The sequence below is a fragment of the Rhodoligotrophos defluvii genome (assembly GCF_005281615.1).
GTDB lineage: Bacteria > Pseudomonadota > Alphaproteobacteria > Rhizobiales > Im1 > Rhodoligotrophos > Rhodoligotrophos defluvii.
This window is the reverse complement of the sequence record NZ_SZZM01000006.1, coordinates 132,681-154,418: the sequence shown is the minus strand read 5'-3', so window position 1 is coordinate 154,418 and position 21,738 is coordinate 132,681. Positions and strand designations below refer to the sequence as shown.

19 protein-coding genes are annotated in these 21,738 nt (G+C 65.0%); 13 read left to right on the top strand and 6 right to left on the bottom strand.

All coding sequences use genetic code 11. The annotated features are described in order from the left end of the window. The first annotated feature begins 20 nt into the window (after positions 1–20). The 6 genes from E4P09_RS21760 (at position 21) to E4P09_RS21735 (ending at position 6,669) form a co-directional block, all read left to right on the top strand. Entirely contained in the window at positions 21–1,391 is a 1,371-nt protein-coding gene (locus E4P09_RS21760; RefSeq protein ID WP_137391748.1) for a glutamine synthetase family protein, read from the top strand. Positions 1,392–1,404: 13 nt separating this feature from the next. Then, positions 1,405–2,799, top strand: a complete 1,395-nt coding sequence (locus E4P09_RS21755) for an aldehyde dehydrogenase family protein (RefSeq protein WP_137391747.1) — start codon at positions 1,405–1,407, stop codon at positions 2,797–2,799. A 34-nt stretch (positions 2,800–2,833) separates the two neighbouring features. Beyond that, complete coding sequence (locus E4P09_RS21750; RefSeq protein WP_137391746.1) at positions 2,834–3,997, top strand: iron-containing alcohol dehydrogenase; 1,164 nt, start codon at positions 2,834–2,836, stop codon at positions 3,995–3,997. Between the two features lie 21 nt (positions 3,998–4,018). Next, entirely contained in the window at positions 4,019–4,915 is an 897-nt protein-coding gene (locus E4P09_RS21745; RefSeq protein WP_137391745.1) for a MurR/RpiR family transcriptional regulator, read from the top strand. 84 nt (positions 4,916–4,999) lie between these two features. After that, positions 5,000–6,235, top strand: a complete 1,236-nt coding sequence (locus E4P09_RS21740) for a phenylacetate--CoA ligase family protein (protein WP_137391744.1) — start codon at positions 5,000–5,002, stop codon at positions 6,233–6,235. A 23-nt stretch (positions 6,236–6,258) separates the two neighbouring features. Next, positions 6,259–6,669, top strand: a complete 411-nt coding sequence (locus E4P09_RS21735) for an NUDIX domain-containing protein (RefSeq protein WP_137391743.1) — start codon at positions 6,259–6,261, stop codon at positions 6,667–6,669. A 118-nt stretch (positions 6,670–6,787) separates the two neighbouring features. Here the strand turns inward: E4P09_RS21735 and E4P09_RS21730 are convergent, their stop codons facing one another. Next, the gene (locus E4P09_RS21730; RefSeq protein WP_137391742.1) at positions 6,788–8,998 is read right to left on the bottom strand and encodes a CHASE2 domain-containing protein; all 2,211 of its coding nucleotides are present in this window, start codon (positions 8,996–8,998) and stop codon (positions 6,788–6,790) included. Between the two features lie 116 nt (positions 8,999–9,114). Here E4P09_RS21730 and E4P09_RS21725 point away from each other — a divergent pair, with 116 nt between their 5' ends. The 5 genes from E4P09_RS21725 (at position 9,115) to E4P09_RS21705 (ending at position 14,435) form a co-directional block, all read left to right on the top strand. Continuing rightward, complete coding sequence (locus tag E4P09_RS21725; RefSeq protein ID WP_137391741.1) at positions 9,115–10,449, top strand: hypothetical protein; 1,335 nt, start codon at positions 9,115–9,117, stop codon at positions 10,447–10,449. Positions 10,450–10,462: 13 nt separating this feature from the next. Next, complete coding sequence (locus tag E4P09_RS21720) at positions 10,463–11,581, top strand: FecR family protein (RefSeq protein WP_137391740.1); 1,119 nt, start codon at positions 10,463–10,465, stop codon at positions 11,579–11,581. A 203-nt stretch (positions 11,582–11,784) separates the two neighbouring features. Next, positions 11,785–12,801, top strand: a complete 1,017-nt coding sequence (gene hemH / locus E4P09_RS21715; protein WP_137391903.1) for a ferrochelatase — start codon at positions 11,785–11,787, stop codon at positions 12,799–12,801. Between the two features lie 141 nt (positions 12,802–12,942). Then, a complete protein-coding gene (locus tag E4P09_RS21710) occupies positions 12,943–13,977 on the top strand; it encodes an SPFH domain-containing protein (protein WP_137391739.1) in 1,035 nt (344 codons plus the stop codon). Positions 13,978–13,988: 11 nt separating this feature from the next. After that, a complete protein-coding gene (locus tag E4P09_RS21705) occupies positions 13,989–14,435 on the top strand; it encodes an NfeD family protein (protein ID WP_137391738.1) in 447 nt (148 codons plus the stop codon). A 20-nt stretch (positions 14,436–14,455) separates the two neighbouring features. Here the strand turns inward: E4P09_RS21705 and E4P09_RS21700 are convergent, their stop codons facing one another. Then, on the bottom strand, positions 14,456–15,004 hold the full coding sequence (locus E4P09_RS21700) for a cupin domain-containing protein (protein ID WP_137391737.1): 549 nt from the start codon (positions 15,002–15,004) through the stop codon (positions 14,456–14,458). Positions 15,005–15,013: 9 nt separating this feature from the next. Continuing rightward, the gene (locus E4P09_RS21695) at positions 15,014–16,036 is read right to left on the bottom strand and encodes a KpsF/GutQ family sugar-phosphate isomerase (RefSeq protein ID WP_205042244.1); all 1,023 of its coding nucleotides are present in this window, start codon (positions 16,034–16,036) and stop codon (positions 15,014–15,016) included. A gap of 116 nt (positions 16,037–16,152) precedes the next feature. On the opposite strand from E4P09_RS21695, the gene E4P09_RS21690 reads away from it, so the two are divergent. After that, positions 16,153–17,418, top strand: coding sequence for an outer membrane beta-barrel protein (locus tag E4P09_RS21690; RefSeq protein ID WP_137391736.1), 1,266 nt, complete (start codon positions 16,153–16,155; stop codon positions 17,416–17,418). A gap of 36 nt (positions 17,419–17,454) precedes the next feature. Here the strand turns inward: E4P09_RS21690 and galU are convergent, their stop codons facing one another. Further along, positions 17,455–18,360, bottom strand: coding sequence for a UTP--glucose-1-phosphate uridylyltransferase GalU (galU, locus tag E4P09_RS21685; protein ID WP_137391735.1), 906 nt, complete (start codon positions 18,358–18,360; stop codon positions 17,455–17,457). Positions 18,361–18,480: 120 nt separating this feature from the next. On the opposite strand from galU, the gene galE reads away from it, so the two are divergent. Then, complete coding sequence (galE, locus tag E4P09_RS21680) at positions 18,481–19,473, top strand: UDP-glucose 4-epimerase GalE (protein WP_137391734.1); 993 nt, start codon at positions 18,481–18,483, stop codon at positions 19,471–19,473. Between the two features lie 67 nt (positions 19,474–19,540). Here the strand turns inward: galE and E4P09_RS21675 are convergent, their stop codons facing one another. Together E4P09_RS21675 and E4P09_RS21670 are read right to left on the bottom strand one after the other, a co-directional pair. Next, positions 19,541–20,668 carry a glycosyltransferase family 4 protein gene (locus E4P09_RS21675; RefSeq protein ID WP_239025306.1) on the bottom strand — a complete coding sequence of 376 codons (1,128 nt, stop codon included), beginning with the start codon at positions 20,666–20,668 and terminating at the stop codon, positions 19,541–19,543. After that, a complete protein-coding gene (locus E4P09_RS21670) occupies positions 20,668–21,519 on the bottom strand; it encodes a UDP-2,3-diacylglucosamine diphosphatase (protein WP_137391733.1) in 852 nt (283 codons plus the stop codon). The genes E4P09_RS21675 and E4P09_RS21670 overlap by 1 nt, the downstream gene beginning before the upstream one ends. Positions 21,520–21,738: the final 219 nt, after the last annotated feature.

Here is a 21,738-nt window from a genome sequence, read left to right as displayed (position 1 = left end):
GGATCGCAGCGGGGGAGAGCATGGCGGGACAGCTGACAGTGGACGCGCTCAAGCAGGCGATCGCGGACGGATCGATCGACACGGTTCTGGTCTGCTTCCCGGATATGCAGGGCAGGCCGCTCGGCAAGCGCTTTCAAGCCGAATTCTTCCTCGACAGCGGCATCGACGAGACCCATGCCTGCAATTACCTCCTGGCTGATGACATCGATATGGAGCCGGTGCCCGGCTATAAGGCCGCGAACTGGGCCCTGGGCTATGGCGACTTCACTCTCAAGCCGGACCTCGCAACCCTCACTCGCGTGCCTTGGCTGGAGGGAACGGCCATGGTGCTGTGCGATGTGGTCGACCATCACACCCACGAGCCGGTCCCCCACAGTCCCCGCGCGATTCTCAAGGCGCAGATCGAGCGGCTGAATGCGCGCGGCATGAAAGCCTATACGGCCTCCGAGCTCGAGTTCTACCTGTTCGACGAGAGCTTCCGCTCCGCTTTCGAGAAAGGCTACCGCGAGCTCAGAACGGCTGGCTACTACATCGAGGACTACCACATCCTGCAGACCACCAAGGAAGAGGATGTCATGCGGGCCATCCGCAAGGGGCTGCAGGCTGCCGGCATCCCGGTGGAGAACTCCAAGGGCGAATGGGGTCCCGGCCAGGAGGAGATCAATGTCCGTTATGCGGATGCGCTCACCATGGCCGACCGTCACGTGATTCTGAAGAACGGTATCAAGGAGATCGCCCATCTCCATGGGAAGGCGGTGACCTTCATGGCCAAGTGGAATTATGGCCTCGCCGGCTCCTCCGCCCACATCCACCAGTCCCTGTGGAGCGCCGACGGCAAGGCGCCCCTGTTCTTCGATGAGAGCGACCGCTTGGGCATGTCGCAGCTGATGAAGCAGTATATGGCCGGTCTTTTGAAATACGCCGAGGAGATTACCTATTTCCTCGCGCCCTATATCAACTCGTACAAGCGCTTCCAGGCCGGAACCTTCGCGCCCACCCGCGCGATCTGGAGCCGCGACAACCGCACCGCCGGGTTCCGTCTCTGCGGCGAGCACACCAACGGCATCCGCTGCGAGTGTCGCATCGGTGGGGCTGACCTCAACCCTTATCTGGCCTTCGCCGCCGTGCTCGCGGCAGGCCAGGCCGGCATCGACGAGGGGCTGGAGCTCGAGCCGGATTATGTGGGCGATGCCTATACCGGCGCAAATCTGCGCGAGATCCCGAAGACCTTGCGCGATGCCGTGGCGGCACTCGACCGCTCGGAAATGCTGCGCAAGGCCTTCGGCGATGATGTCATCGACCATTACGTGCATACCGGCCGCTGGGAGCAGTTCGAATACGACCGGCGGGTCACCGATTGGGAGCTGCGCCGCGGCTTCGAGCAGAGCTGAGAGGACCACCTCCTTGACCGATACGGTGAAGATCATCTCGCCCGTCGACGGGCGGGTCTATGCCGAGCGCCCCATGGCCAGCGAGGCCGAGATATGGGCCGCCTTCCGCGCCGCCCGGACCGCTCAGAAGGATTGGGCGCGGCTCTCCATCGCCGAACGGGGCCGCTATTGCGCCGCCATGGTGGATGCGCTCAAGTCAAAAAGCACCGAGATCGTGCCGGAGCTGGCCTGGCAGATGGGCCGGCCGGTGCGCTATGGCCCGGGCGAGCTGCGCGGCTTCGAGGAGCGGGCGCGCTACATGATCGAGATCGCGCAAGAGGCGCTCGCCCCCATCGACCCCGGCCAGAAGGATGGGTTCGAGCGCTACATCAAGCGCGAGCCGCTTGGGCTGGTCTTCATCATCGCCCCGTGGAACTACCCCTATCTCACCGCAGTGAACGGGATGGTCCCGGCGCTGATGGCCGGCAATGCGGTCGTGCTGAAGCACGCGAGCCAGACCCTGCTGGTGGGCGAGCGCATTGCCGAGGCCTTCAGGGCGGCCGGCCTGCCCGATGGCCTGTTCCACAATTTGGTGATGAGTCATGACCTCACCACCAAGGCCATCAGCAGCGGCCTTGCCGACATGGTCTGCTTCACCGGCTCCGTCGAAGGCGGCCGGTCCATGGAAGCGGCTGCGGCCGGCCAATTCATCGGCTTAGGGCTGGAGCTTGGTGGCAAGGACCCGGCCTACGTCCGCCGCGACGCGAACATTGCCCATGCGGTCGAGAACCTGGTTGACGGCGCCTTCTTCAATTCCGGCCAGTCCTGCTGCGGCATCGAGCGGATCTATGTGGATGCGCCGGTCTATGACGCGTTCGTGGAGGGGGCCGTCGCGCTCACCCGCAGCTATGTTCTGGGCAATCCGCTTGAGGAGGCAATCACCCTCGGCCCGATGGTAAAGGCGAGCGCCGCGAATTTCGTGCGCGCCCAGATCGAGGCGGCCGTGCGCGCTGGCGCCCGCGCCCTTATCGACGAGAGCGCTTTCCCCATGAGCAAGCGGGGAACGCCCTACCTCGCACCGCAGATTCTCACCGAGGTGGACCACCAGATGTCTGTCATGCGCGATGAAAGCTTCGGGCCGGTGGTCGGCATCATGAAGGTAGCGGGCGACGACGAGGCGGTGACGCTGATGAACGATAGCCCATTCGGCCTCACCGCTGCTATCTGGAGCGAGGATGTGGAGGCGGCGGAGGCGATCGGCGAGAGGCTCGAGGCTGGCACCGTATTCCTCAATCGTTGCGATTATCTCGACCCGGCCCTGGCCTGGACCGGAGTGAAGCACTCCGGCCGCGGTGTGACCCTGTCGCGCATCGGCTATGAGGCGCTGACCCGGCCCAAGTCCTTCCACCTCCGCGCCAAAACCAGCTGAGTTGCATCCGCCGCGCTTATGCCAGGACAGAACAATGACACTGACCGCCAACTGGAATTACCCCACCACCGTCCGTTTCGGCCCCGGCCGCATCAAGGAGTTGGGCAAGGCCTGCCGTGATGCCGGCATCAGCAGGCCGCTGCTGGTCACCGACCCCGGCCTTGCTGCCCTGCCGATGCTCTCGGACATCCTGAACATCCTGCAAGCGGATGGCGTCGCCGCTGCCGTTTTCTCGGATGTGAAGGCCAACCCTAATGAGGCCAATGTTGCCGCGGGCGTCGACGCCTACCGGAAAGGGGGCCATGACGGCGTGATCGCCCTCGGCGGCGGCTCGGGACTCGATGCCGGCAAGGCGGTGGCCTTCATGCAGGGGCAGACCCGGCCGATCTGGGATTTCGAGGACATCGGTGACTGGTGGACCAGGGCCAGCGCCAAGGCCATCGCTCCCATTGTCGCCGTGCCGACCACCGCCGGCACCGGCTCCGAGGTGGGCCGCGCGTCGGTCATCACCAACGAGGAGACCCACGAGAAGAAGATCATCTTCCACCCCAAGCTCCTGCCCGCGATTGTCATCGCCGACCCCGAGCTGACCATCGGCCTGCCCGCCAGGCTCACGGCCGCGACCGGCATGGACGCGCTGGCCCATAATCTCGAAGCCTATTGCGCGCCCGCCTTCCACCCGATGGCCGCTGGTATCGCGGTCGAAGGCATGCGCCTGATCAAGCAATGGCTGCCGAAAGCCGTGTCGGACGGCCGCGACATCGAGGCCCGCAGCCATATGCTCGCGGCCTCCTCCATGGGCGCCGCCGCCTTCCAGCGCGGCCTCGGCGCGGTGCATGCCCTGTCTCATCCGATCGGCGGTCTTTATGATGCCCACCACGGCACACTTAATGGCGTGCTCATGCCCTATGTGCTGATGGCGAATCGCGACGCAATCGAAAGCCGCATCGGCGATGCCGCCAATTACATGGGCCTGCCGGGCGGCTTCAAAGGCTTCCTCGACTGGCTCGTCGCCTTGCGCTCGGAACTCGGAATACCGAACATGCTGAGCGAACTCGGCATCGCCGAGGACAAGCTCGACCAGATTGCCGAAATGGCGACCCGCGACCCTTCTGCCGGCGGCAACCCCATCCCGTTAAGCCAGGCGCAGTATCGGACAATCGCGGCTCGCGCCGTCCGGGGTGAGCTGGGCCTGTAACCCCCGCAAGGGAGCTGTTCCATGACCAAGAGCGGCGCCGGAGTATCCGCTGGCGATAGGGCCGGCGCCACCGTGGCCGAGCGGCTCAGGCTGGGCCTCGACCGCCTCACCCGTGCCGAGCGCCAGCTGGCTATGGCTCTGCTGTCCGATTATCCCATCGCTGGCCTCACCAGCGTTGCCGAACTCGCCCGGCGCGCGGAGGTCAGCGCACCCACCGTGATCCGCATGGTGCAGAAGCTTGGCTTTGCGGGCTATCCCGAGTTCCAGGAGACTTTGCGCGGCGAGTTGGCAGCCCAGCTGTCGACGCCGCTGGCGAAGTTCGAGCGCTGGTCTGGACGCGCGCCGGAAAGCCATATGCTCAATCGCTTCGCCGGCGCGGTCATCGAAAATCTCGAACACTCCCTCAAGCTCACCGATCACCGAGCATTCGATGCCGTCGTCGGCTGCCTGTCCGATTGCGAACGCGCCGTGCACACGGTGGGCGGGCGGCTCAGCCGGGTGTTGGCCGACTATCTTTTCACCCAGCTGCATGGACTGAGGCCCGGTGTTTCGGCCCTGCCGGCTACGACCACCCTCTGGCCCCAGCATCTCGCCAACATGCAGCCCGGCGATATCTTGGTGATCTTCGATGTGCGCCGCTACGAGCGCGATCTGATCGAGCTCGCCGAGATCGCCGCCCGGCGCCGCGCAGTCATCGTTCTGTTCACCGATCAGTGGATGTCGCCGATCAGCGCTGTCGCCGCCCACATCCTGCCCCTGCGCATCGAGGCGCCGTCGAGCTGGGACTCGCTTGCCGTGCCCATGATCATGGTCGAGGCACTGCTCGCCGCCACCGCGGAGCGCATCTGGCCGCAGGCCGCGGAGCGGCTGCGGCTCATGGAGCAACTGTTCGACGAGATGCGACGGTTTCGGAAATGACCGTGCCGTGTGCAGCACCGGCATTGCCCTCCACCACCGGGCCGCATACAGTTTCTCACCGAGCGTGCGTTGGTTGGGGGAGTCATGACCGAACACTTCGATGCTCTTGAGACACGGCATCCGCACGAGCGTGAGCGCGACCTGTTCCAGCGTCTGCCAGCGCTTATTGAAATGGCCATTTCCCGAGCCCCGGGCTGGGCGAGGCATCTTGCAAATGTCGATCCGGCCCAAATCACCAGCCGGGAGGCCTTGGCCGAGCTGCCGGTGCTGCGCAAGAGCGATCTTAGGGTGCTTCAGGAAGCGGAACCGCCCTTTGGCGGCTTCGCTGTGAAGGAAGCCAGAACGCCGCCGCGCCTGTTCATGTCGCCCGGTCCCATTTTCGAGCCGCAAAGCGCGGGCAGCGATCCCTGGCGCGGCGCGCGCTCCATGTTCGCCGCTGGCTTCCGGCCGGGCGATATCGTGCTCAACTGCTTCGCCTATCACTTAACCCCCGGCGGATTCATGATGGATACCGCCGCGCGCGCCCTTGGCTGCAGCGTGATCCCCGGCGGCGTCGGCAATACCGAGATGCAGGTGGACGCCATCGCCCACCTCAGGCCAACCGCTTATGCCGGCACGCCGGACTTCCTGAAGATCCTGCTCGACAAGGCGCAGGAGCTCGGCAAGGACGCGTCCTCTCTTGTCAAGGCGCTCGTCTCGGGCGCGGCGCTTCCGGCCTCGCTCCGCAACGAGCTGCAAGGTCGCGGCGTGAGCGTGCGCCAGTCCTATGGCCTGGCCGAGGTGGGGACGGTCGCCTACGAGACCGAGGCGCCCGAAGGCATGGTGGTGGACGAGAACATCATCGTCGAGATCGTGAGGCCCGGCACCGGCGATCCCGTGCCGGAAGGGGAGATCGGCGAAGTAGTGGTCACCTCCTTCAGCGAGACCTATCCCATGATCCGCCTCGCCACCGGCGACTTGTCCGCCGCCCTGCCCGGAACCTCCCCCTGCGGCCGCACCAACATGCGCATCAAGGGGTGGATGGGGCGCGCCGATCAGACGGCGAAGGTGAAGGGCATGTTCGTGCGCCCCGGCCAGGTTGCCGAAATCGGCAAGCGGCATCCGGAACTTGGCCGGCTGCGCCTGGTTATAACCCGGCAGGGCGAGCAGGATGCCATGATCCTGCGGGCGGAAAGTGCCTCGAACGACGAGGGGTTCAGGCAGAAGCTCGCGGAAACCCTGCAGGCCCTCACTAAGATCCGCGGCAGCGTGGAGCTGGTTCCGCCCGGATCTCTGCCGGCCGATGGCAAGGTGATCGCCGACGAGCGTACCTATGATTGATTGACGAGAGGCCAGCCGCATTCATGCCGAAACCCGAGACGCCGCTTTTGACCACGGACTGCATCGCCGTGGACGATGCCGGACGCATCGTGCTGATTCGCCGTAAGAACCCGCCTTTCCAGGGCGCCTATGCGTTGCCCGGCGGCTTTGTCGATGTGGGGGAAACGGTCGAGCAGGCCTGCCGGCGCGAACTCGAGGAGGAAACCGGCCTAATTGCCCGCGATCTCAGGTTGGTGGGCGTCTATTCCTCGCCGGATCGCGACCCGCGCTTCCACACTGCCAGCGTGGTGTTCCTGACCCATATCGGCACGCAAATGCCTCAGGCCGGCGACGATGCGGCCGAAGCCGAGCTGGTCGAAAACTGGGACAGCATCGAGTTCGCCTTCGACCACGGCCAGATCATGCGCGATGCCCGGCGGCTGCTGAAGGGTTAGCCGCTCCGCAGTCAGCCCAGCCGCCACGTGTCCTCCTGATCTCAGCGCGCAAACCGTCATGCCCCGGCCCCGGCTTGACCGGGGCATCCAGGGCCATACGGCGCCTCAGCATCGACGGTTACTTGCTCTCCATGTCCGTGATGCCGTCCCAGTCCGGCGGCGGGGCCGAGCGATACTGGGCGATGCGGCGGCGATAGCTGCCCAGCAGCCCGGCCACCGGATAGGAGCCCGCGCAGGCTTCCGTCGCCTCGAGCAGCCGCTCCGATTTGTCCCAGCAGCCCCTGCGGAACGCACCCAGCATCTCCTCATGGGCCGAGGTCATCCGCGCAAATGCCGGATCGGCTTTCATTTCGGGCCCGCCGAGCAGGGCATGAATGCGCACCGGTTCGGTCTTGCCCACCACACGCACCTGGTCCACCTCGATGAAGGCAAAGTCCCGCGCTTCATCCACCGTGGACTGCCCCGCCAGGATGGGAACGCCATATTTCTTGGTCAGCCCCTCGATGCGGGAGGCGAGGTTCACGCAATCGCCGATGGCCGAATAGTTGAAGCGCTGCGCCGAGCCGAGATTGCCGACGCAGCACACACCGGTATTGAGCCCGATGCCAATCTGCAGCGGGCGATGGATTTTGTCCCGCACCTCGTCCAGCCGCTTCAGCATTTTGAGCACCGTGGCGCAAGCGCGGGTGGCGTGGTCATCCGTCGGCAACGGCGCGTTCCAGAACGCCATGATCGCATCGCCGATATACTTGTCGATGGTGGCACCGCCCTTGAGCAACTCATCGCTCATCGGTGTCAGGAAATCATTGATCAGCTTGGTAAGCTCCTGCGGCGCCAAGCCTTCCGAGAGCGTGGTGAAGCCGCGGATATCCGAGAACATGATGGTGAGCTCCCGGTCCTCCCCGCCGAGCTTGAGCCGCTCGGGCTCTTCCGCGAGCCGCTCCACTAAGGCCGGCGCGAGATAGAGGCTGAAGGCCTGCCGGATGCTCTGGCGTTCCCGCTCGGTTGCGAGAAACAACACCCCGGTGACGGCGAGATAGACCAAGATCACGCACAGAATGGCGTAAAGCGGCGTCAGCAGAAGCTTCTCGTGATCGAAGGCAAACCAGGAAAGACCGATCGCCAGGGCGATGCCGGCAAGGCCGATCAGCGCGCCGCTGGCCGGGCTGAACCAGGGCAGTAGTGCGATGAGCAGCAGACCCAGCACCAGCACGAACGTCTGCTCGGCACCCGGCGCCCAGTCTGGCCGGCGCAAGAAGCCGCCATCCAGAATCTGATCGATGATCTCCGCCTGCACCGCGACACCCGGCACGGCATTGGACATGGGCGTGGCGACGATGTCGAGCAGCCCTGCGGCGCTGGTGCCGATCAGCACGATATGGCCTTCCATGAGGGCGCGCAGCTGCTCGGCATCCAGGCCGGCCTCGGTGACTTGCCATGCGGGAACGATGTTCTGGCTCGGTCCGGTGGTGAAGTGGATCCAGATCTCGCCGTCAGCAGAGGTTGGAATCGTGAAATCGCCCGCCCTCACCGCCACCATGCCGGCTCGCTCGCCCATTTGGATCTCGCGGCTCGCTCCGGTCGAGCGGATCTGGAAGGTGCTTGCACCCTGAGCCACCCGCAGCGCTTCGAGCGCCAGAGAAGGATAGAGCTGGTCGCCATAGCGGGCGATCAGGGGCACGGAGCGCACCACCCGGTCATAGCCCGGCTGGAAATTGATGAAGCCCAGGCCGGAGGCCGCTTCATCGAATATGGGCAGATTTGCCACCGCCCCGCCGGCATCCGCAAGATAGCTCCGCGGATCGGCCCCCGCATGGGCGAACCCGGCCTTGGCCGGCGGTGGCGGATCATCGCCCAGGCCGGTGAGGATGACGCCGGTTACCACGGGTGCCTGCCGGAATGCCTCGGCCAGAATGGCGTCATTGTCGGGCAGCTTGTCCGGCAGGGCGATGCTCAAGGCGGGGTCCCGCTGCTCCAGCCGTTTCAGGACGCGCGCGGGCGACGTGCGGTCCGGCTCGGCAAACACGATGTCGAAGGCGATGGCTGCCGCACCCGCCGCTTGCAGCCGTTGCACGATGCTCGCGATCAGATCGCGGTCCCACGGCCACTGCCCCAGCCGGCGCAGGCTCTCCTCGTCTATGTCTATGATCCGGATCGGAGAATCGAAGACGCCGCGCGGGTTCAGGCGCTGGTAGCTGTCGAACAGGGCCAATGTGGAGGATTCGAGCACCGCTGGGCGGAACACCGTCAGCGCCAGGAGCCCGGCGAGGGTCAGCAGCCCGGCCAAGCGAGCCCAACGGCGCTTCAACTGTGGCTTTGCTGCTGCCATTGGGGAAAATCATTCTAAAGACGGTCGTGATTCCGTTGGATTATTAGCCGATTGGACAGTATTGTGCATCCTGTCCGGCTGGTTTGGGGAAGCCGTCAGGGGGAAAGAGCGCATTTATGCTAGTCAAGGCGCACCTCGTGGGTGTTGCGGGGACGCTGATGCTGTTCACGGTTGCGGCATCCCCGCAAGCGACAGCGCAGACACAGGTCGGTCAGCCCATCACCTATGATCAGATCCTGCAGAACCCGGATGATCTCCGGCTGTCCTTCGCCTATGCGCGCCAGGAGGCGAGCAAGGGCAACCTGCAGCAGTCGGCCGGCAGTCTCGAGCGCTTGCTCCTGCTGGAGCCCGAGTGGGACGCCGCCCGGCTGTTCTACGCCATCGTGCTCTACCGCCTCGACGATATGGACGGCGCGGTCCGCGAGCTTGCCATTCTGCGCACCCGCGACCTGACGGCCGACCAGCGGCGCGAGGTCGAGCGCTACTACCACCTCGCAACCACCCGTAATGCGCCGACACGGCTGTTCGGCGAATGGACCTTCGGCTTCCGCCACGACACCAACCCGAACCTCGCGCCGGACGGCAGCACGATCCTGTTCGAGGACGTGCCGGTCGACAACGAGATCGACAAGGATCCGGACACCGCGTTCTACACCTCCGGGCGAGCCCGGCTCGAACATTCGCTTGGCACCGGCAACGGCGATTTCCTGTTCTTCGATACCCGTGGCTGGCTGAACGAGCAGTTCAGTTTCGACAAGCAGGACTACATCTCCGGCCGCGTGAGGGCCGGCGGCACCTTCTTCTTCGGGCCATTTTCCGTGTCGCCCGCCGGCATCTACACTGGTCTCACCCTGGACGGCGACCACTATCTCGACGAATTCGGCGGCGAGCTCGAAATCGGCTTCGCGGTGAGCCCGCATCTCGCGCTGAAGGCCGAGGTCATCGCCGTCGACCAGGACTATTACAAGACATCTTTGAGCAATGTCGGCAGCGCGCGCGATGGCTTGCGCCTCGATGCGGGTGGTGGCTTCAGCTGGCGGCCGGTGCAGTGGAACATCTTCAGCCTCGAAGCCTATTACGTGGACAAGGAGGCGGATGACGCGAGCTTCGCCTTCGATGGCCCATGGGGCCGCGCCTCCAACCTGACCCTGCTGGGCAAGGGCACCTATCTTCTCTCCCAGCTGACGCTGTGGAACTTCACCTATGATGCGCCGGACCCGCGCTATTCCTCGACCATTATCCGCGAGGACTTCCGGCTGAAGGCAAAGCTGGCCTATGGCACGCCATTGCAAACGGTGGCCGACCTGTTCGAGGCAGAGCTGCCGCCCACCCTGGGAGACATGAACTTCCAGATCTCCGGGTCGTACACCTATCAGGACTCAACCATCAAGAACCTGGACTTCGAGAACTGGAGCGTCGAGGGCCTGTTCACGAAGCGCTTCAGCTTCTGAGGAGACAAGGCAGATGAGCCGAACTCCGAAAGTGCCGAAGGCAGCGCGAACCGCGTTCGCCTTGGGGCTTTTGCTCAACACCGTCTCGGGCGCCGCACTCGACGCCTATGCCCAGTCGAGCCGGGTTGGCGTGAACGCTGCCGTATCGGGCCAGGTCTATGTGACCGGCGCGGCCGATGCCAACAAGCGTAAGGCGCAGGTCAGGGAGGATGTCTATCGCGGCGATGTGGTCGAGACGCTGCGCCAGTCTGCCCTGCAGATTCTGCTGGTCGACGAGACGGTCTTTACCGTTGGCCAGAACTGCGAAATCACCATCGACGAGTTCGTCTACGACCCCAATGCCGGGTCGGGCAAGGTGGCGGCGAGCATCGCCAAAGGCGCTTTCCGCTTCATGACCGGCAAGATCGGCACCGCCAACCCCTCCGCTGTCTCCCTGCGCACGCCGGCCTCCACCATAGGTATTCGCGGCACCATGGGCGAGGTGGCGGTAGGGCCCGATGCGGTGGCCATCTGCAAGGCGGCGGGCATCGGCAGCGGCGTCAGGTTCGACCCCGCCAGCGCCAGCCTGGTGGCGCTGCGTGGGCCCGGCCGCGGACGCAACTCGTTCGACAAAATGGGGCGCATCGTCATCACCGGCGGCGGCCGCAGCGTGGAGATCTCCGAGCCGGGTTACGCGGTGTGCGTGCCCTATGAGGGCGCCGCGCCGCTCGGGCCGTTCCGGCTCGACGCGAATGCCTTGGCCTATTTCGATACATGGCTCAGGTCAACGCCCCAGGGCCGCGGCATCAATCCGTCGGATGTACGGGAAACCGGCGGCGCCCTCAGCGACCAGAACCTGTTCAACGAGCCGACCACCGATACCGACCCGCTGGAGCAGGAGCGTGACGACGCTATCCAGGACAGCAACGTGCCGCCTGATCCTTACGGCGGCGGCGGTGGCGAGCCGCCTCCGGACCCGGAGCCGGTGGTGATCCCGCGGCCGGACGAAATCGAAGTGCCGAACCGCCCGGATTGGGAGGACATCTTCTTCCCCGAGGATCCCTATGGCGGCGGGGGTGAGGAGCCCCCTCCCTACGGTGGAGAGGATCCTCCGCCCTATGGCGGCGGCGATTATCCCTACGGGAGCAACTAGGGCTCTCCGCAGAAGGCGGCAGAGCCTCATTCCGGGCCGGTGTCCGGGTGATCTTCTGATTTGACCGATCGCAAGGCGAATTGCCTCTTGCGTTTCGCTTGGCGCGATCATTAATGCCCCATATGGCACGATTAAGCGAATACAGCACGACGGGTGCTGCGGGTGATGCCGCAGAGGAGGACGCCGCGGCGCCGGTGTCAGCCATGCCGTTCATCCGGCATCGCGGTGTCGAGGGCGGCAAGATCGGGGTCCTGATCGTCAATCTCGGCACGCCCGAGGCCACGTCTTACTGGCCGATGCGTCGCTATCTCCGCGAGTTCCTGTCCGACCGGCGTGTCATCGAGGTCAACCCGATCCTGTGGCAGGTGATCCTCAACCTGTTCGTGCTCTCCACTCGTCCGCAAAAGAGCGGCAAGGCCTACGACAAGATCTGGAACAAGGCGCGCAACGAGAGCCCGCTCAAGACCGCGACCCGGGCCCAGGCGGAGAAGATCGCGGCGCGCCTGTCCGCGATCCCGGGCGTCGTGGTCGATTGGGCCATGCGCTATGGCCTGCCCCCGATTGCCGAGCGCCTGGAAGGCTTGGTGGCACAGGGTTGTGATCGCGTCCTGCTGTTTCCGCTCTATCCGCAATATGCCGCAGCCACCACTGCGACCGTTCAGGACAAGGCGTTCGATGCTCTGAAGTGCCTGCGCCGCCAGCCGGCCTTGCGCACCGTGCCGGCCTATTACGACCACCCCGCCTATATCGATGCCCTTGCCCAGTCTCTGGGTGCACATCTGCAGAGCCTGCCGTGGCGGCCGGACCGGATCGTCGCCTCCTACCACGGCCTGCCGGAAGAATATGTCGAGAAGGGCGATCCGTACTACGACCACTGCGCCGAGACCACTCACCTGCTGCGCGAACGCATGGGTCTTGGCGAGGAAGACCTGGTCATGACGTTCCAGTCACGCTTCGGCCGCGCCGAATGGATCAAGCCTTATACCGCCGAGACGATCGAGGCTCTACCCAAGCAGGGTGTGAAGAACCTGGTCGTGATCACTCCCGGATTCGCGGCCGATTGTGTCGAGACCCTGGAGGAGATCGCCATCGGCGCTGCGGAGATTTTCCACGAGGCCGGCGGTGAACACTTCTCGCTCGTGCCATGCCTGAACGACAGCGAGCTCTCGATCGAAATGCTCGCCACCATCATCGAGGACGAACTGCAGGGCTGGCGTTAAGTGGTCAACGCCACCGGGGACGGACGCGGCGTATGGCGCCGGATGACCCCGTCGCGGCGCCAAACCGCGAGCAACTCCCGTGGACAACTCGCACGCGCATCGTTATGAGAATGCGACCACCCGCCATAGGGAGACCGGCGTATGTTCGAGGGCGTATCCATATTCGTCATCGTGCTCTTGGTCGTGGTGCTGCTGGCGATTTTCCAGGGCATCCGAGTCATTCCGCAGGGCTCCAATTGGACAGTCGAGCGTTTCGGCCGCTACACCAAGACGCTTGAGCCGGGTCTCAATCTGATCATTCCGTTCATCGACCGCGTCGGTGCCAAGCTCAACATGATGGAGCAGGTGCTCGACATTCCGAGCCAGGAGGTCATCACCCGCGACAACGCCATGGTCGAGGTGAACGGCGTGGCGTTCTACCAGGTGCTGGACGCGGCCAAGGCCGCCTATGAGGTCTCCGGCCTGGAGAACGCCATCGTCAATCTCACCCTCACCAATATTCGCACGGTCATGGGCTCCATGGACCTCGACGAGCTCCTCTCCAAGCGCGACGAGATCAATCACCGGCTGATCGCGGTGGTCGACCAGGCAACCCATCCGTGGGGCGTCAAGGTTACCCGCATCGAGATTCGCGACATCAATCCCCCGCGCGATCTCGTCGATTCCATGGCCCGGCAGATGAAGGCGGAACGGGAAAAGCGGGCGCGCATCCTGGATGCCGAGGGCGTTCGCGCCGCCGAGATCCTGCGGGCGGAGGGCCAAAAGCAGGCCATCGTGCTCGAGGCGGAAGGCCGGCGCGAGGCCGCTTTCCGCGACGCTGAGGCCCGTGAGCGCGCCGCCGAGGCCGAAGCCAAGGCAACCCAGATGGTGAGCCAGGCCATCGCAGGCGGCAACATCCAGGCGGTGAACTATTTCGTCGCGACCAAATATGTGGATGCTCTCCGCTCCCTGGCGACCGCGCCGAACCAAAAGGTGCTGATGCTGCCCGTCGATGCCACCTCTGTCCTGGGCGCAGTCGGTGGCATTGCCGAACTCACCCGCGCCGCCTTTGGCGGTGGCGATGGCGCAAGCCCGCCGGATGCGCCGAGGACCCCGCCGCGCAGCACCGGCACGGTACCCCAGGTTGGCGTGGCCACGTCGCCCGGTTCCCCGCCGCCTGGCCCGACGCCCGGCTAGCCGAGGAGCCCATGGAACAGTTGCTCGGAGGGATCGGCTTCTGGGGATGGTGGATCCTGGCCGGCGTGCTGCTCTTGCTCGAGCTGATGATGCCCGGCGTCTTCCTCATCTGGATCGGCGCGGCGGCCTTTGCGGTTGGCCTGATCGTTCTGGTGGTGGGCATCCCCTGGCAGGCGCAGCTCCTGGTCTTCGCGGCGTTGGCCGTCGTCGCGGTGCTCATCGCCCGCCGCTATTTCAGCGGTCCCGGCGCGGCAAGCGATCAGCCCAACCTCAACCGCCGCCAGCAGGGCTTTGTCGGCCAGCGTTACAGGCTCGATGCACCCATCACCGATGGACGCGGCCGCTTGTGGATCAACGATACATCTTGGGTGATCAAGGGCCCTGACGCGCCGGCAGGAAGCTGGGTCCGGGTCACCGGGACCGATGGCATGGATCTGCTTGTCGAGCGCGAGGAGTAGCAGACCGCCCGCCGCGGCGATCACCGCGGAGAGCTTGGCCCTGGGGCAGTATTGGCCGCTGCCGAGGCGATAGCATGCAGCACCGGGGCCAGCTGCGGGTGGTCTTCGGCCAGCCGCTCAACATTGCCGATCTCCACATCCGCCGGCACAACGCCCGGCCACTCGGTGCTGGCGCCGAGAAACCAGCGTCCGCCGCCGAGCAACCGGGCGGTGTGGAACGTATTGCCCGGGATGAACAGCTGAACCTGCTGGCCATTGCGCAGGTCGGGCCCCACCACCACCCGCTCGCTGCGCCCGGCCCCGTGCAGCAGAAACACCTCGATCGGATCGCCGAGATAGTAGTGATAGAGCTGGTCGTTGCGGATGCGATGCAGCCTGACTGGCGCGTCCGGCCTCACCAGGAAATACAGGGCCGATCCGAGCGGCCGGCCGTCGGCGAAGGGTCCAGCAAGGCCGCCCGGCGCCACCGCCTGCTGGCTCACGAACGTCACCCGTACCTCGCCGCAGGTCGCATTCGGCTCCAGCTTCAGCAGGGTCCGGATCTCCTCGGCCGTGAGATCGTTGGCCATGACCCGCGCCTATTTCACCCCGACCCGCAGCAGGTCGTGAATGTGAACGATGCCGATCGGGCAAGTGCCCTCCACCACGAACAGCGAAGTGATCTTGCGCTCGTTCAGCACGGCAAGGGCCGTCGAGGCAAGGGCTCTAGGCGCGATTGTCACAGGGTTGCGGGTCATCACGCTGGCCGTGGTGCGGCTCAGCAGGTCCGGCGCCATGTGACGGCGCAAATCGCCATCGGTGATGACGCCGACCAGTGCACCAGCGTTGCCGACCACTCCCACGCAGCCGAACCGCTTCGACGTCATCTCCACCAGGGCCTCGCTCATGATCGCATCGGGCCCGATCAACGGGAGCTCGTCGCGCCCGTGCATGATCTCGTGCACGAAGCACAGCTGCGCCCCAAGCTTCCCGCCGGGATGCAGGGCCTTGAAGTCTTGCGGGCCGAAGCCGCGGTTCTTGAGCAGCGTCACCGCGATCGCGTCTCCAAGCGCCGCCTGCATGGTGGTGGAGGTGGTGGGGGCAAGCCCGTGCGGGCAGGCCTCCTCGTGGCGCGGCAGAGCGAGTACGATATCGGCAACGCGCGCCAGCGTGCTGGCCTCCGACCCCGTGATGGCGATCAGCGGCACCTGCCGGCGCTTGGCATAGGCCACGAGATCCGCCAGTTCCGGCGTTTCGCCTGAATTGGACAAGACGATCACCCCGTCTTGATCGGTGATCATGCCGAGGTCGCCATGGCTCGCCTCGCTCGCATGCACGAACAATGCGGGCGTGCCGGTGGAAGCCAGAGTCGCCGCGATCTTGCGGCCGATGATCCCGCTCTTGCCAATGCCCGAGACAATCACGCGACCACCGCTCGCATAGACCCTTTCGATGGCCTCGATGGTCGCGAGGAAGGGGCCTTCCAGTGCGCCCATCAGCGCGGCTTTGAGCTGTGTCAGCCCACGCGCCTCCGTGTCGATCGCAGACATGGCAGAGGCGACGATCGGATGCGTTGTGACGGCCAGCACAGGCAATGGGCACCCCTCAGTGATCACGTCCATGTACTCCGATCGGTCATTGACTGCAATGGGAGGCAGTGCGGCATAAACCCAATATTAACCTTAACGAAACACTATCCGCTCGTACGGTAACCGAATGCGGAGCAGGGAGAGACAGCATGAACCCAGGCGCACCGGCAGCGGCGCGGCGCCGGGGTACCGCAATCCGCAGTTGTCTTGGCGCCGCTGCGCTCATCGCGGTCTGCGCCTGGCCAAACCAGGCGCAAGCGGCCGATGTCATGACCACCGAAGCCTATGAGCCGTTGGGCATCGATGTCGGCGGCCTGACCCTCTATCCTTCGCTGGAGATCGGCGGCGTCTACACCGACAATGTGCGCCAGTCCCGCACCGATCGTCGGTCGGATGTGGGCCTGCGCTTGAAGCCCATATTCGAGGCGCGCAGTGACTGGAACCGGCACGGCCTCGAGGTTCATGCCGAAAGCGAGCATGTGCTCTATGCGAAGGAGTCGCGCCAGAACATCGACAATGCCGATATCGGCGCCACCTACAGGCTGGACATTCGCCGCGACTTCACCGCGGAATTCGAGGCCCGCTACGAACTGCAGCAGGAGGGGCTGGCGCAGCCAGACATTCCGGTGAACGCGCTCGATCCGCGCAAGGACGAGACGTACCGCATCCGCGCCGGCCTTACCTATGACGCCGGCCGCATCGCCGCCACGATACGCGGTGGCACCAGCTGGTACCGTTTCGGTGACGTCCGGCTGTCCGACGGCAGCGTCCAGGTGAACAAGGATCTCAATTACACCGCGCCCCTTGCCGAGCTGCGGGTGAAATATCAGGATGCGCCGATCCTCACCCCCTATATCGAGGCGGCCTATGTGCCGCGCATCTATGACCGGCCGGACGACGAGCTCGGCGTGAAACGATCATCTGATGGCGCCAGGTTCGCCATCGGCGCCGAATTCGAACCGAGCCCGATCTGGAGAGGCATGGCGGCCCTAACCTACGAGATCCGCGACTACCGCCACCTGGCGCGCAAGATGGTCGAGGGCGTGGGCTTCGATGCCAACGTGATCTGGCGTCCGCGGCAGATCACGGCGGTGACCCTCGACGCATCCAGCGGCATCGGCGAGACCAACGTCACCGGCGCCACCGCCACCCGCGACTTCACGGTCGGGCTGCGGGTGGACCATGCCTTCCGCTACAACCTGATCGCCGCCGCAATGGCGCGCTATACCCTTGAGGACTATATCGGCATCAAGCTCACGGAACAGACCTGGAGCGCCGGGCTCGATGTGTCCTATTTTCTGACACCACGGCTGGCGGTGATCGGCAGCTACGAATTCACCGACTACACGCTCACCGGCCGCACCCGCGACTACACCGAGAACCGCGTCATGGTCGGGGTGAAGCTGCAGCAATGAGGCAGAGGCGGATGCCGCGACCCGCCCCACGCGTCTTCAGATATTGATGTCGACGTCTTCCCCGTTCGCCGCGAGAACCTCCTGCAATGCCTTGCGGAAGGCTGGGCCCAAGTCCTTGCGGGCGAGCCCATAGGCCACGTTCGCGGCGAGGAAGCCGACCTTGTCGCCGCAATCATAGGTCTTGCCCTTGAATTTGAGGGCATGAAACACCTGGTCCTGCATCAGGGCCAGCATCGCGTCCGTCAGCTGGATCTCGCCGCCCGAGCCGGGCTTCTGGATCTCCAATTTCCGGAAGATTTCCGGCTGCAGGATATAGCGGCCGGAGATGATCAGGTTGGAGGGGGCGTCCTCACGCCTGGGCTTCTCCACCATCCCCTTCACCTTCTGGGCGCCGTCGGGCCCCGGCGCCTCCACGTCGACCACGCCATAGCGATGTACGTCCTCATGCGGGACCTCTTCCACCGCCAGCACATTGCCGCCGTGGCTGTTGTAGATCTCGATCATCTGGGCAAGGCAGCCGGGGCTCGCATGAATGAGCATGTCGGGAAGGAGCAGGGCGAAGGGTTCGTCCCCGATCAACTCCCGCGCGCACCAAACCGCGTGGCCCAGGCCAAGCGGCTCCTGCTGGCGGGTGAAGCTCGTCTGGCCCGCGCTGGGCAGATCGGAGGCGAGCAGGTCGAGCTCCTTGGTCTTGCCTCGGTTCTTCAGGGTCGTCTCGAGTTCGAACTGCTTGTCGAAATGGTCCTCGATGACGCCCTTGTTGCGGCCGGTGACGAAGACGAAGTGTTCGATGCCCGCCTCGCGCGCCTCATCCACCGCCAGTTGGATGACCGGCCGGTCCACGATGGTGAGCATTTCCTTAGGCACCGCCTTGGTTGCTGGGAGGAAGCGGGTGCCGAGGCCCGCCACGGGAAATACGGCTTTGCGAAGACGGCGCGACATAAAATCCTCTCTCTATGGCCCGATGTTTGCTAGCTTAGCCGCTCAAGAAAAAGATCCGGAAGCTTAATGTAGCGGCACGGTGGCAAAAACGCGGCGCGTGAATTTTGGTTCGGAGGCGTAATGGCAATCCTCGTGACGGGCGGCGCCGGCTATATCGGCAGCCATATGGTTCTTGCCCTGCTGGACAGCGGTGAGGATGTGACGGTCATCGACAACTTGTCCACCGGCTTCCGCTGGGCCGTGCCTGAAGCGGCGCGTTTCATCCAGGGCGATATCGGCGACGACGGCCTGCTCGAGCGCGTGCTGTCCAGCGCTCGTTACGAGGCGATCATCCACTTCGCCGGTTCCATCGTCGTACCGGACTCGGTGGCCGATCCCCTGGGATACTATCTCAACAACACGGTGAAGACGCGCGGCCTGATCGCGGCGGCGGTCGCGGCAGGCGTGCCTCACTTCATCTTCTCCTCCACCGCGGCCGTCTACGGCATCCAGGACGAGATGCCGGTCTATGAGACCGCCCGGCTCGACCCGATTTCTCCCTACGGGACGTCGAAGCTCATGTCGGAAGTGATGCTGCGCGATGCCGCCGTTGCCCATGACATCACCTATGCCGCGCTGCGCTATTTCAACGTGGCCGGCGCCGACCCCTTGGGCCGCAGCGGCCAGTCCTCGCCCCGCGCCACGCACCTGATCAAGGTCGCATCCCAGGCGGCGCTGGGCGAGAGGCCCTATCTCGAAATCTTCGGCCGCGACTATCCCACGCCGGATGGAACCTGCATCCGCGACTATATCCACGTGACCGACCTGATCGCGGCCCATGTCGCGGCGCTCGACTATCTGCGCGCCGGCGGCCGCAGCGATGTGTTCAATTGCGGCTATGGCAAGGGCTATTCGGTTCTGGAGGTGATCGCCGCGGTCGAGCGCGCCACCAATCATCCCCTCGTGGTGCGGGATGGGCCGCCGCGTCCGGGCGACGCGCCGATGCTGGTGGCCGGCGCGCAGAAGGTGCGCGAGCGGCTTGGCTGGGTGCCCGAGCATGACAGTTTGGACGAGATCGTCTCGAGCGCGCTGCAATGGGAGAACCGGCTGAAGGCCAAATTGGCGCCGGCCTAGAACATGAATGGCAGCTAACTTTTCCATTCAGGCAGCGCTCAGCCGGCTTCCGCGATGATCACGACCATCAGCCGCCGGCGTCGTCCGCCCCCAAACTAGTCGGCTGGTGGTTGATGGAGGGCCTGCCAATCTGGCGGGCCCTTTCCTTATCCAGCTGTGCCTCGGAAACCAGCTGCACGAATATCTCGGCCGTGCGCTCCCAGCTGAACTCAAGCGAGCGGGCGCGGGCCGCCGCTCGGGAACAGCCCAGCGCGCGGCTTATCGCGGCGCCGAGATCCTCGTCCAGCGCGCCCGAGATGCCATCCTCCACGATGTCGCGCGGACCGGGCACGGGAAACGCCGCCACCGGAACGCCGCTCGCCATGGCCTCCAGCAGCACCAGGCCGAACGTATCGGTCCGGCTGGGGAACACGAACACGTCTGCCGAGGCCATCATCCCGGCGAGCGCCTCCCCATGCAGATAGCCGGTGAACACCGCTGTGGGATAGCGGATCTTCAGCCGCGCGAGATCCGGCCCGTCGCCGACCACGTATTTGGTGCCAGGCATTTCGAGCGACAGGAACGCGTCGAGATTCTTCTCCACCGCCACCCGGCCGGCATAGAGCATGATCGGCCCCGGATGGGGCAGGGCGCGCCGCCGGTTGGGGTGGAACAGCGCATGGTCGACCCCGCGCGTCCACAGCCGGACGGCCCGGAAGCCCTGGGCGCGCAACGTATCGTACATGGAAGGCGTGCCCACCATGACGGCGCGGCTCGGGCGATGGAACCACCGCAGAGCCGCATAGGCAAGCCGGCATGCCGCACGGCCAGCCGCCGGATGACCCATGCGGGCCGCCAGATATTCTGGAAAGCGGGTGTGATAGCTCGTGGTGAAGCTGCGCCCGGTGCGCAGGCAATGGCGCCGGGCGAGCAGACCGAGCACGCCCTCGGTGGCGATATGAATGGCATCCGGATCGGCGGTCTCGATGAAGCGCGCCACCGCCGACGGACGCGGGCTTGCCAGGCGGATCTCCGGATAGCTGGGCAAGGGAAAGGTCGCAAATGGCTCCGGCGTCAGCATCGACACCTGGTGGCCGCCGGCACGCAGAGCCTCGGCGGTGCGTGTCAGGGTCTGCACCACGCCGTTGACCTGGGGGTGCCAGGCATCCGTCACGATCAGCAGTTTCAGAGGAGGTCGCAGCCGAATGAGGGCCATCAGCGTGCGGCCACCGGCTCTCGCACCGGCGCAGCGGGGAAGGGCATCTCGATCGCAGGCAGGGGAATGTGCCCTTGCGGGTCATCTTCGCCTGGATTGAGCGCCGTCCAGCGGATGATCTCCAGCGATCCCGAGAAGGTCTCGACCAGCGCCGTGCAGCTCTCCACCCAATCGCCGTCGTTGCAGTAGTGAATGCCGTTGATCTCGCGCATCTGCGGGGTGTGCACGTGCCCGCAGATCACGCCGTCCGCACCGCGCCGCTGTGCCTCGTGCACCAGCGCGTCCTCGAAGCGCGACACGAACTCGACCGCGCGCTTCACCTTGTATTTGAGAAAGGCCGAGAGCGACCAGTAGGGCAGGCCGAACAGTCGCCGCGCCCGGTTGAAGACGCTGTTGATGGCAATCGACAAGCCGTAAGCGCGGTCGCCAAGCACGGCGAGCCACTTGGCATAGCGCACCACCCCGTCGAACTTGTCCCCATGCAGCACGAGATAGCGGCGCCCGTCCGCCATGATGTGCATCGCCTCCAGCTGCACGCTGATGCGCCCGAACCGGGCTTCGGCGAAATCGCGGAAATACTCGTCGTGATTGCCGGGGATGTAGATGACCTTGGTGCCCTTGCGGGCCTTGCGCAGGATCTTTTGGATCACGTCGTTATGGGTCTGCGCCCAGTACCAGCGCTTCTTCAGCGCCCAGTTGTCGATGACATCGCCCACCAGGTAGAGCGTGTCCGATTCCGTGTGGCGCAGGAAATTGAGCAGGAGTTCCGTCTGGGCCCGCCGCGTACCGAGATGAAAATCGGATATCCAGATGGTCCGGTAGCGAAAGGGACGGTGCGGCTGGACATTCATGGAGGACTACTGCCGTTCGGAACCATGCAGCAGCCCTATGAGTGATTCACATGTCGCCCTGATGACGGTGACTGGCCCGTTTGCGCCAGCGAATATCAGGCCATGCCAGCCGCGCCTGGGCGCTGAAGCCGGACCACATGGCATTAAGCCTTCCCTCATGGCCCTGGATTACCGGCTCCAAGCCGATGATGACGTAAGTCATTGATTTTAACAAAAATC

What these genes read in the sequence shown, in the direction of transcription:
- E4P09_RS21760 (WP_137391748.1), top strand. Translation starts at nt 21, where the DNA reads ATGGCGGGACAGCTGACAGTGGACGCGCTCAAGCAGGCGATCGCGGAC.
- E4P09_RS21750 (WP_137391746.1), top strand. Translation starts at nt 2,834, where the DNA reads ATGACACTGACCGCCAACTGGAATTACCCCACCACCGTCCGTTTCGGC.
- E4P09_RS21745 (WP_137391745.1), top strand. Translation starts at nt 4,019, where the DNA reads ATGACCAAGAGCGGCGCCGGAGTATCCGCTGGCGATAGGGCCGGCGCC.
- E4P09_RS21740 (WP_137391744.1), top strand. Translation starts at nt 5,000, where the DNA reads ATGACCGAACACTTCGATGCTCTTGAGACACGGCATCCGCACGAGCGT.
- E4P09_RS21735 (WP_137391743.1), top strand. Translation starts at nt 6,259, where the DNA reads ATGCCGAAACCCGAGACGCCGCTTTTGACCACGGACTGCATCGCCGTG.
- E4P09_RS21730 (WP_137391742.1), bottom strand. Translation starts at nt 8,998, where the DNA reads ATGGCAGCAGCAAAGCCACAGTTGAAGCGCCGTTGGGCTCGCTTGGCC.
- E4P09_RS21725 (WP_137391741.1), top strand. Translation starts at nt 9,115, where the DNA reads ATGCTAGTCAAGGCGCACCTCGTGGGTGTTGCGGGGACGCTGATGCTG.
- E4P09_RS21720 (WP_137391740.1), top strand. Translation starts at nt 10,463, where the DNA reads ATGAGCCGAACTCCGAAAGTGCCGAAGGCAGCGCGAACCGCGTTCGCC.
- hemH (WP_137391903.1), top strand. Translation starts at nt 11,785, where the DNA reads ATGCCGTTCATCCGGCATCGCGGTGTCGAGGGCGGCAAGATCGGGGTC.
- E4P09_RS21710 (WP_137391739.1), top strand. Translation starts at nt 12,943, where the DNA reads ATGTTCGAGGGCGTATCCATATTCGTCATCGTGCTCTTGGTCGTGGTG.
- E4P09_RS21705 (WP_137391738.1), top strand. Translation starts at nt 13,989, where the DNA reads ATGGAACAGTTGCTCGGAGGGATCGGCTTCTGGGGATGGTGGATCCTG.
- E4P09_RS21700 (WP_137391737.1), bottom strand. Translation starts at nt 15,004, where the DNA reads ATGGCCAACGATCTCACGGCCGAGGAGATCCGGACCCTGCTGAAGCTG.
- E4P09_RS21695 (WP_205042244.1), bottom strand. Translation starts at nt 16,036, where the DNA reads ATGGACGTGATCACTGAGGGGTGCCCATTGCCTGTGCTGGCCGTCACA.
- E4P09_RS21690 (WP_137391736.1), top strand. Translation starts at nt 16,153, where the DNA reads ATGAACCCAGGCGCACCGGCAGCGGCGCGGCGCCGGGGTACCGCAATC.
- galU (WP_137391735.1), bottom strand. Translation starts at nt 18,360, where the DNA reads ATGTCGCGCCGTCTTCGCAAAGCCGTATTTCCCGTGGCGGGCCTCGGC.
- galE (WP_137391734.1), top strand. Translation starts at nt 18,481, where the DNA reads ATGGCAATCCTCGTGACGGGCGGCGCCGGCTATATCGGCAGCCATATG.
- E4P09_RS21675 (WP_239025306.1), bottom strand. Translation starts at nt 20,668, where the DNA reads ATGGCCCTCATTCGGCTGCGACCTCCTCTGAAACTGCTGATCGTGACG.
- E4P09_RS21670 (WP_137391733.1), bottom strand. Translation starts at nt 21,519, where the DNA reads ATGAATGTCCAGCCGCACCGTCCCTTTCGCTACCGGACCATCTGGATA.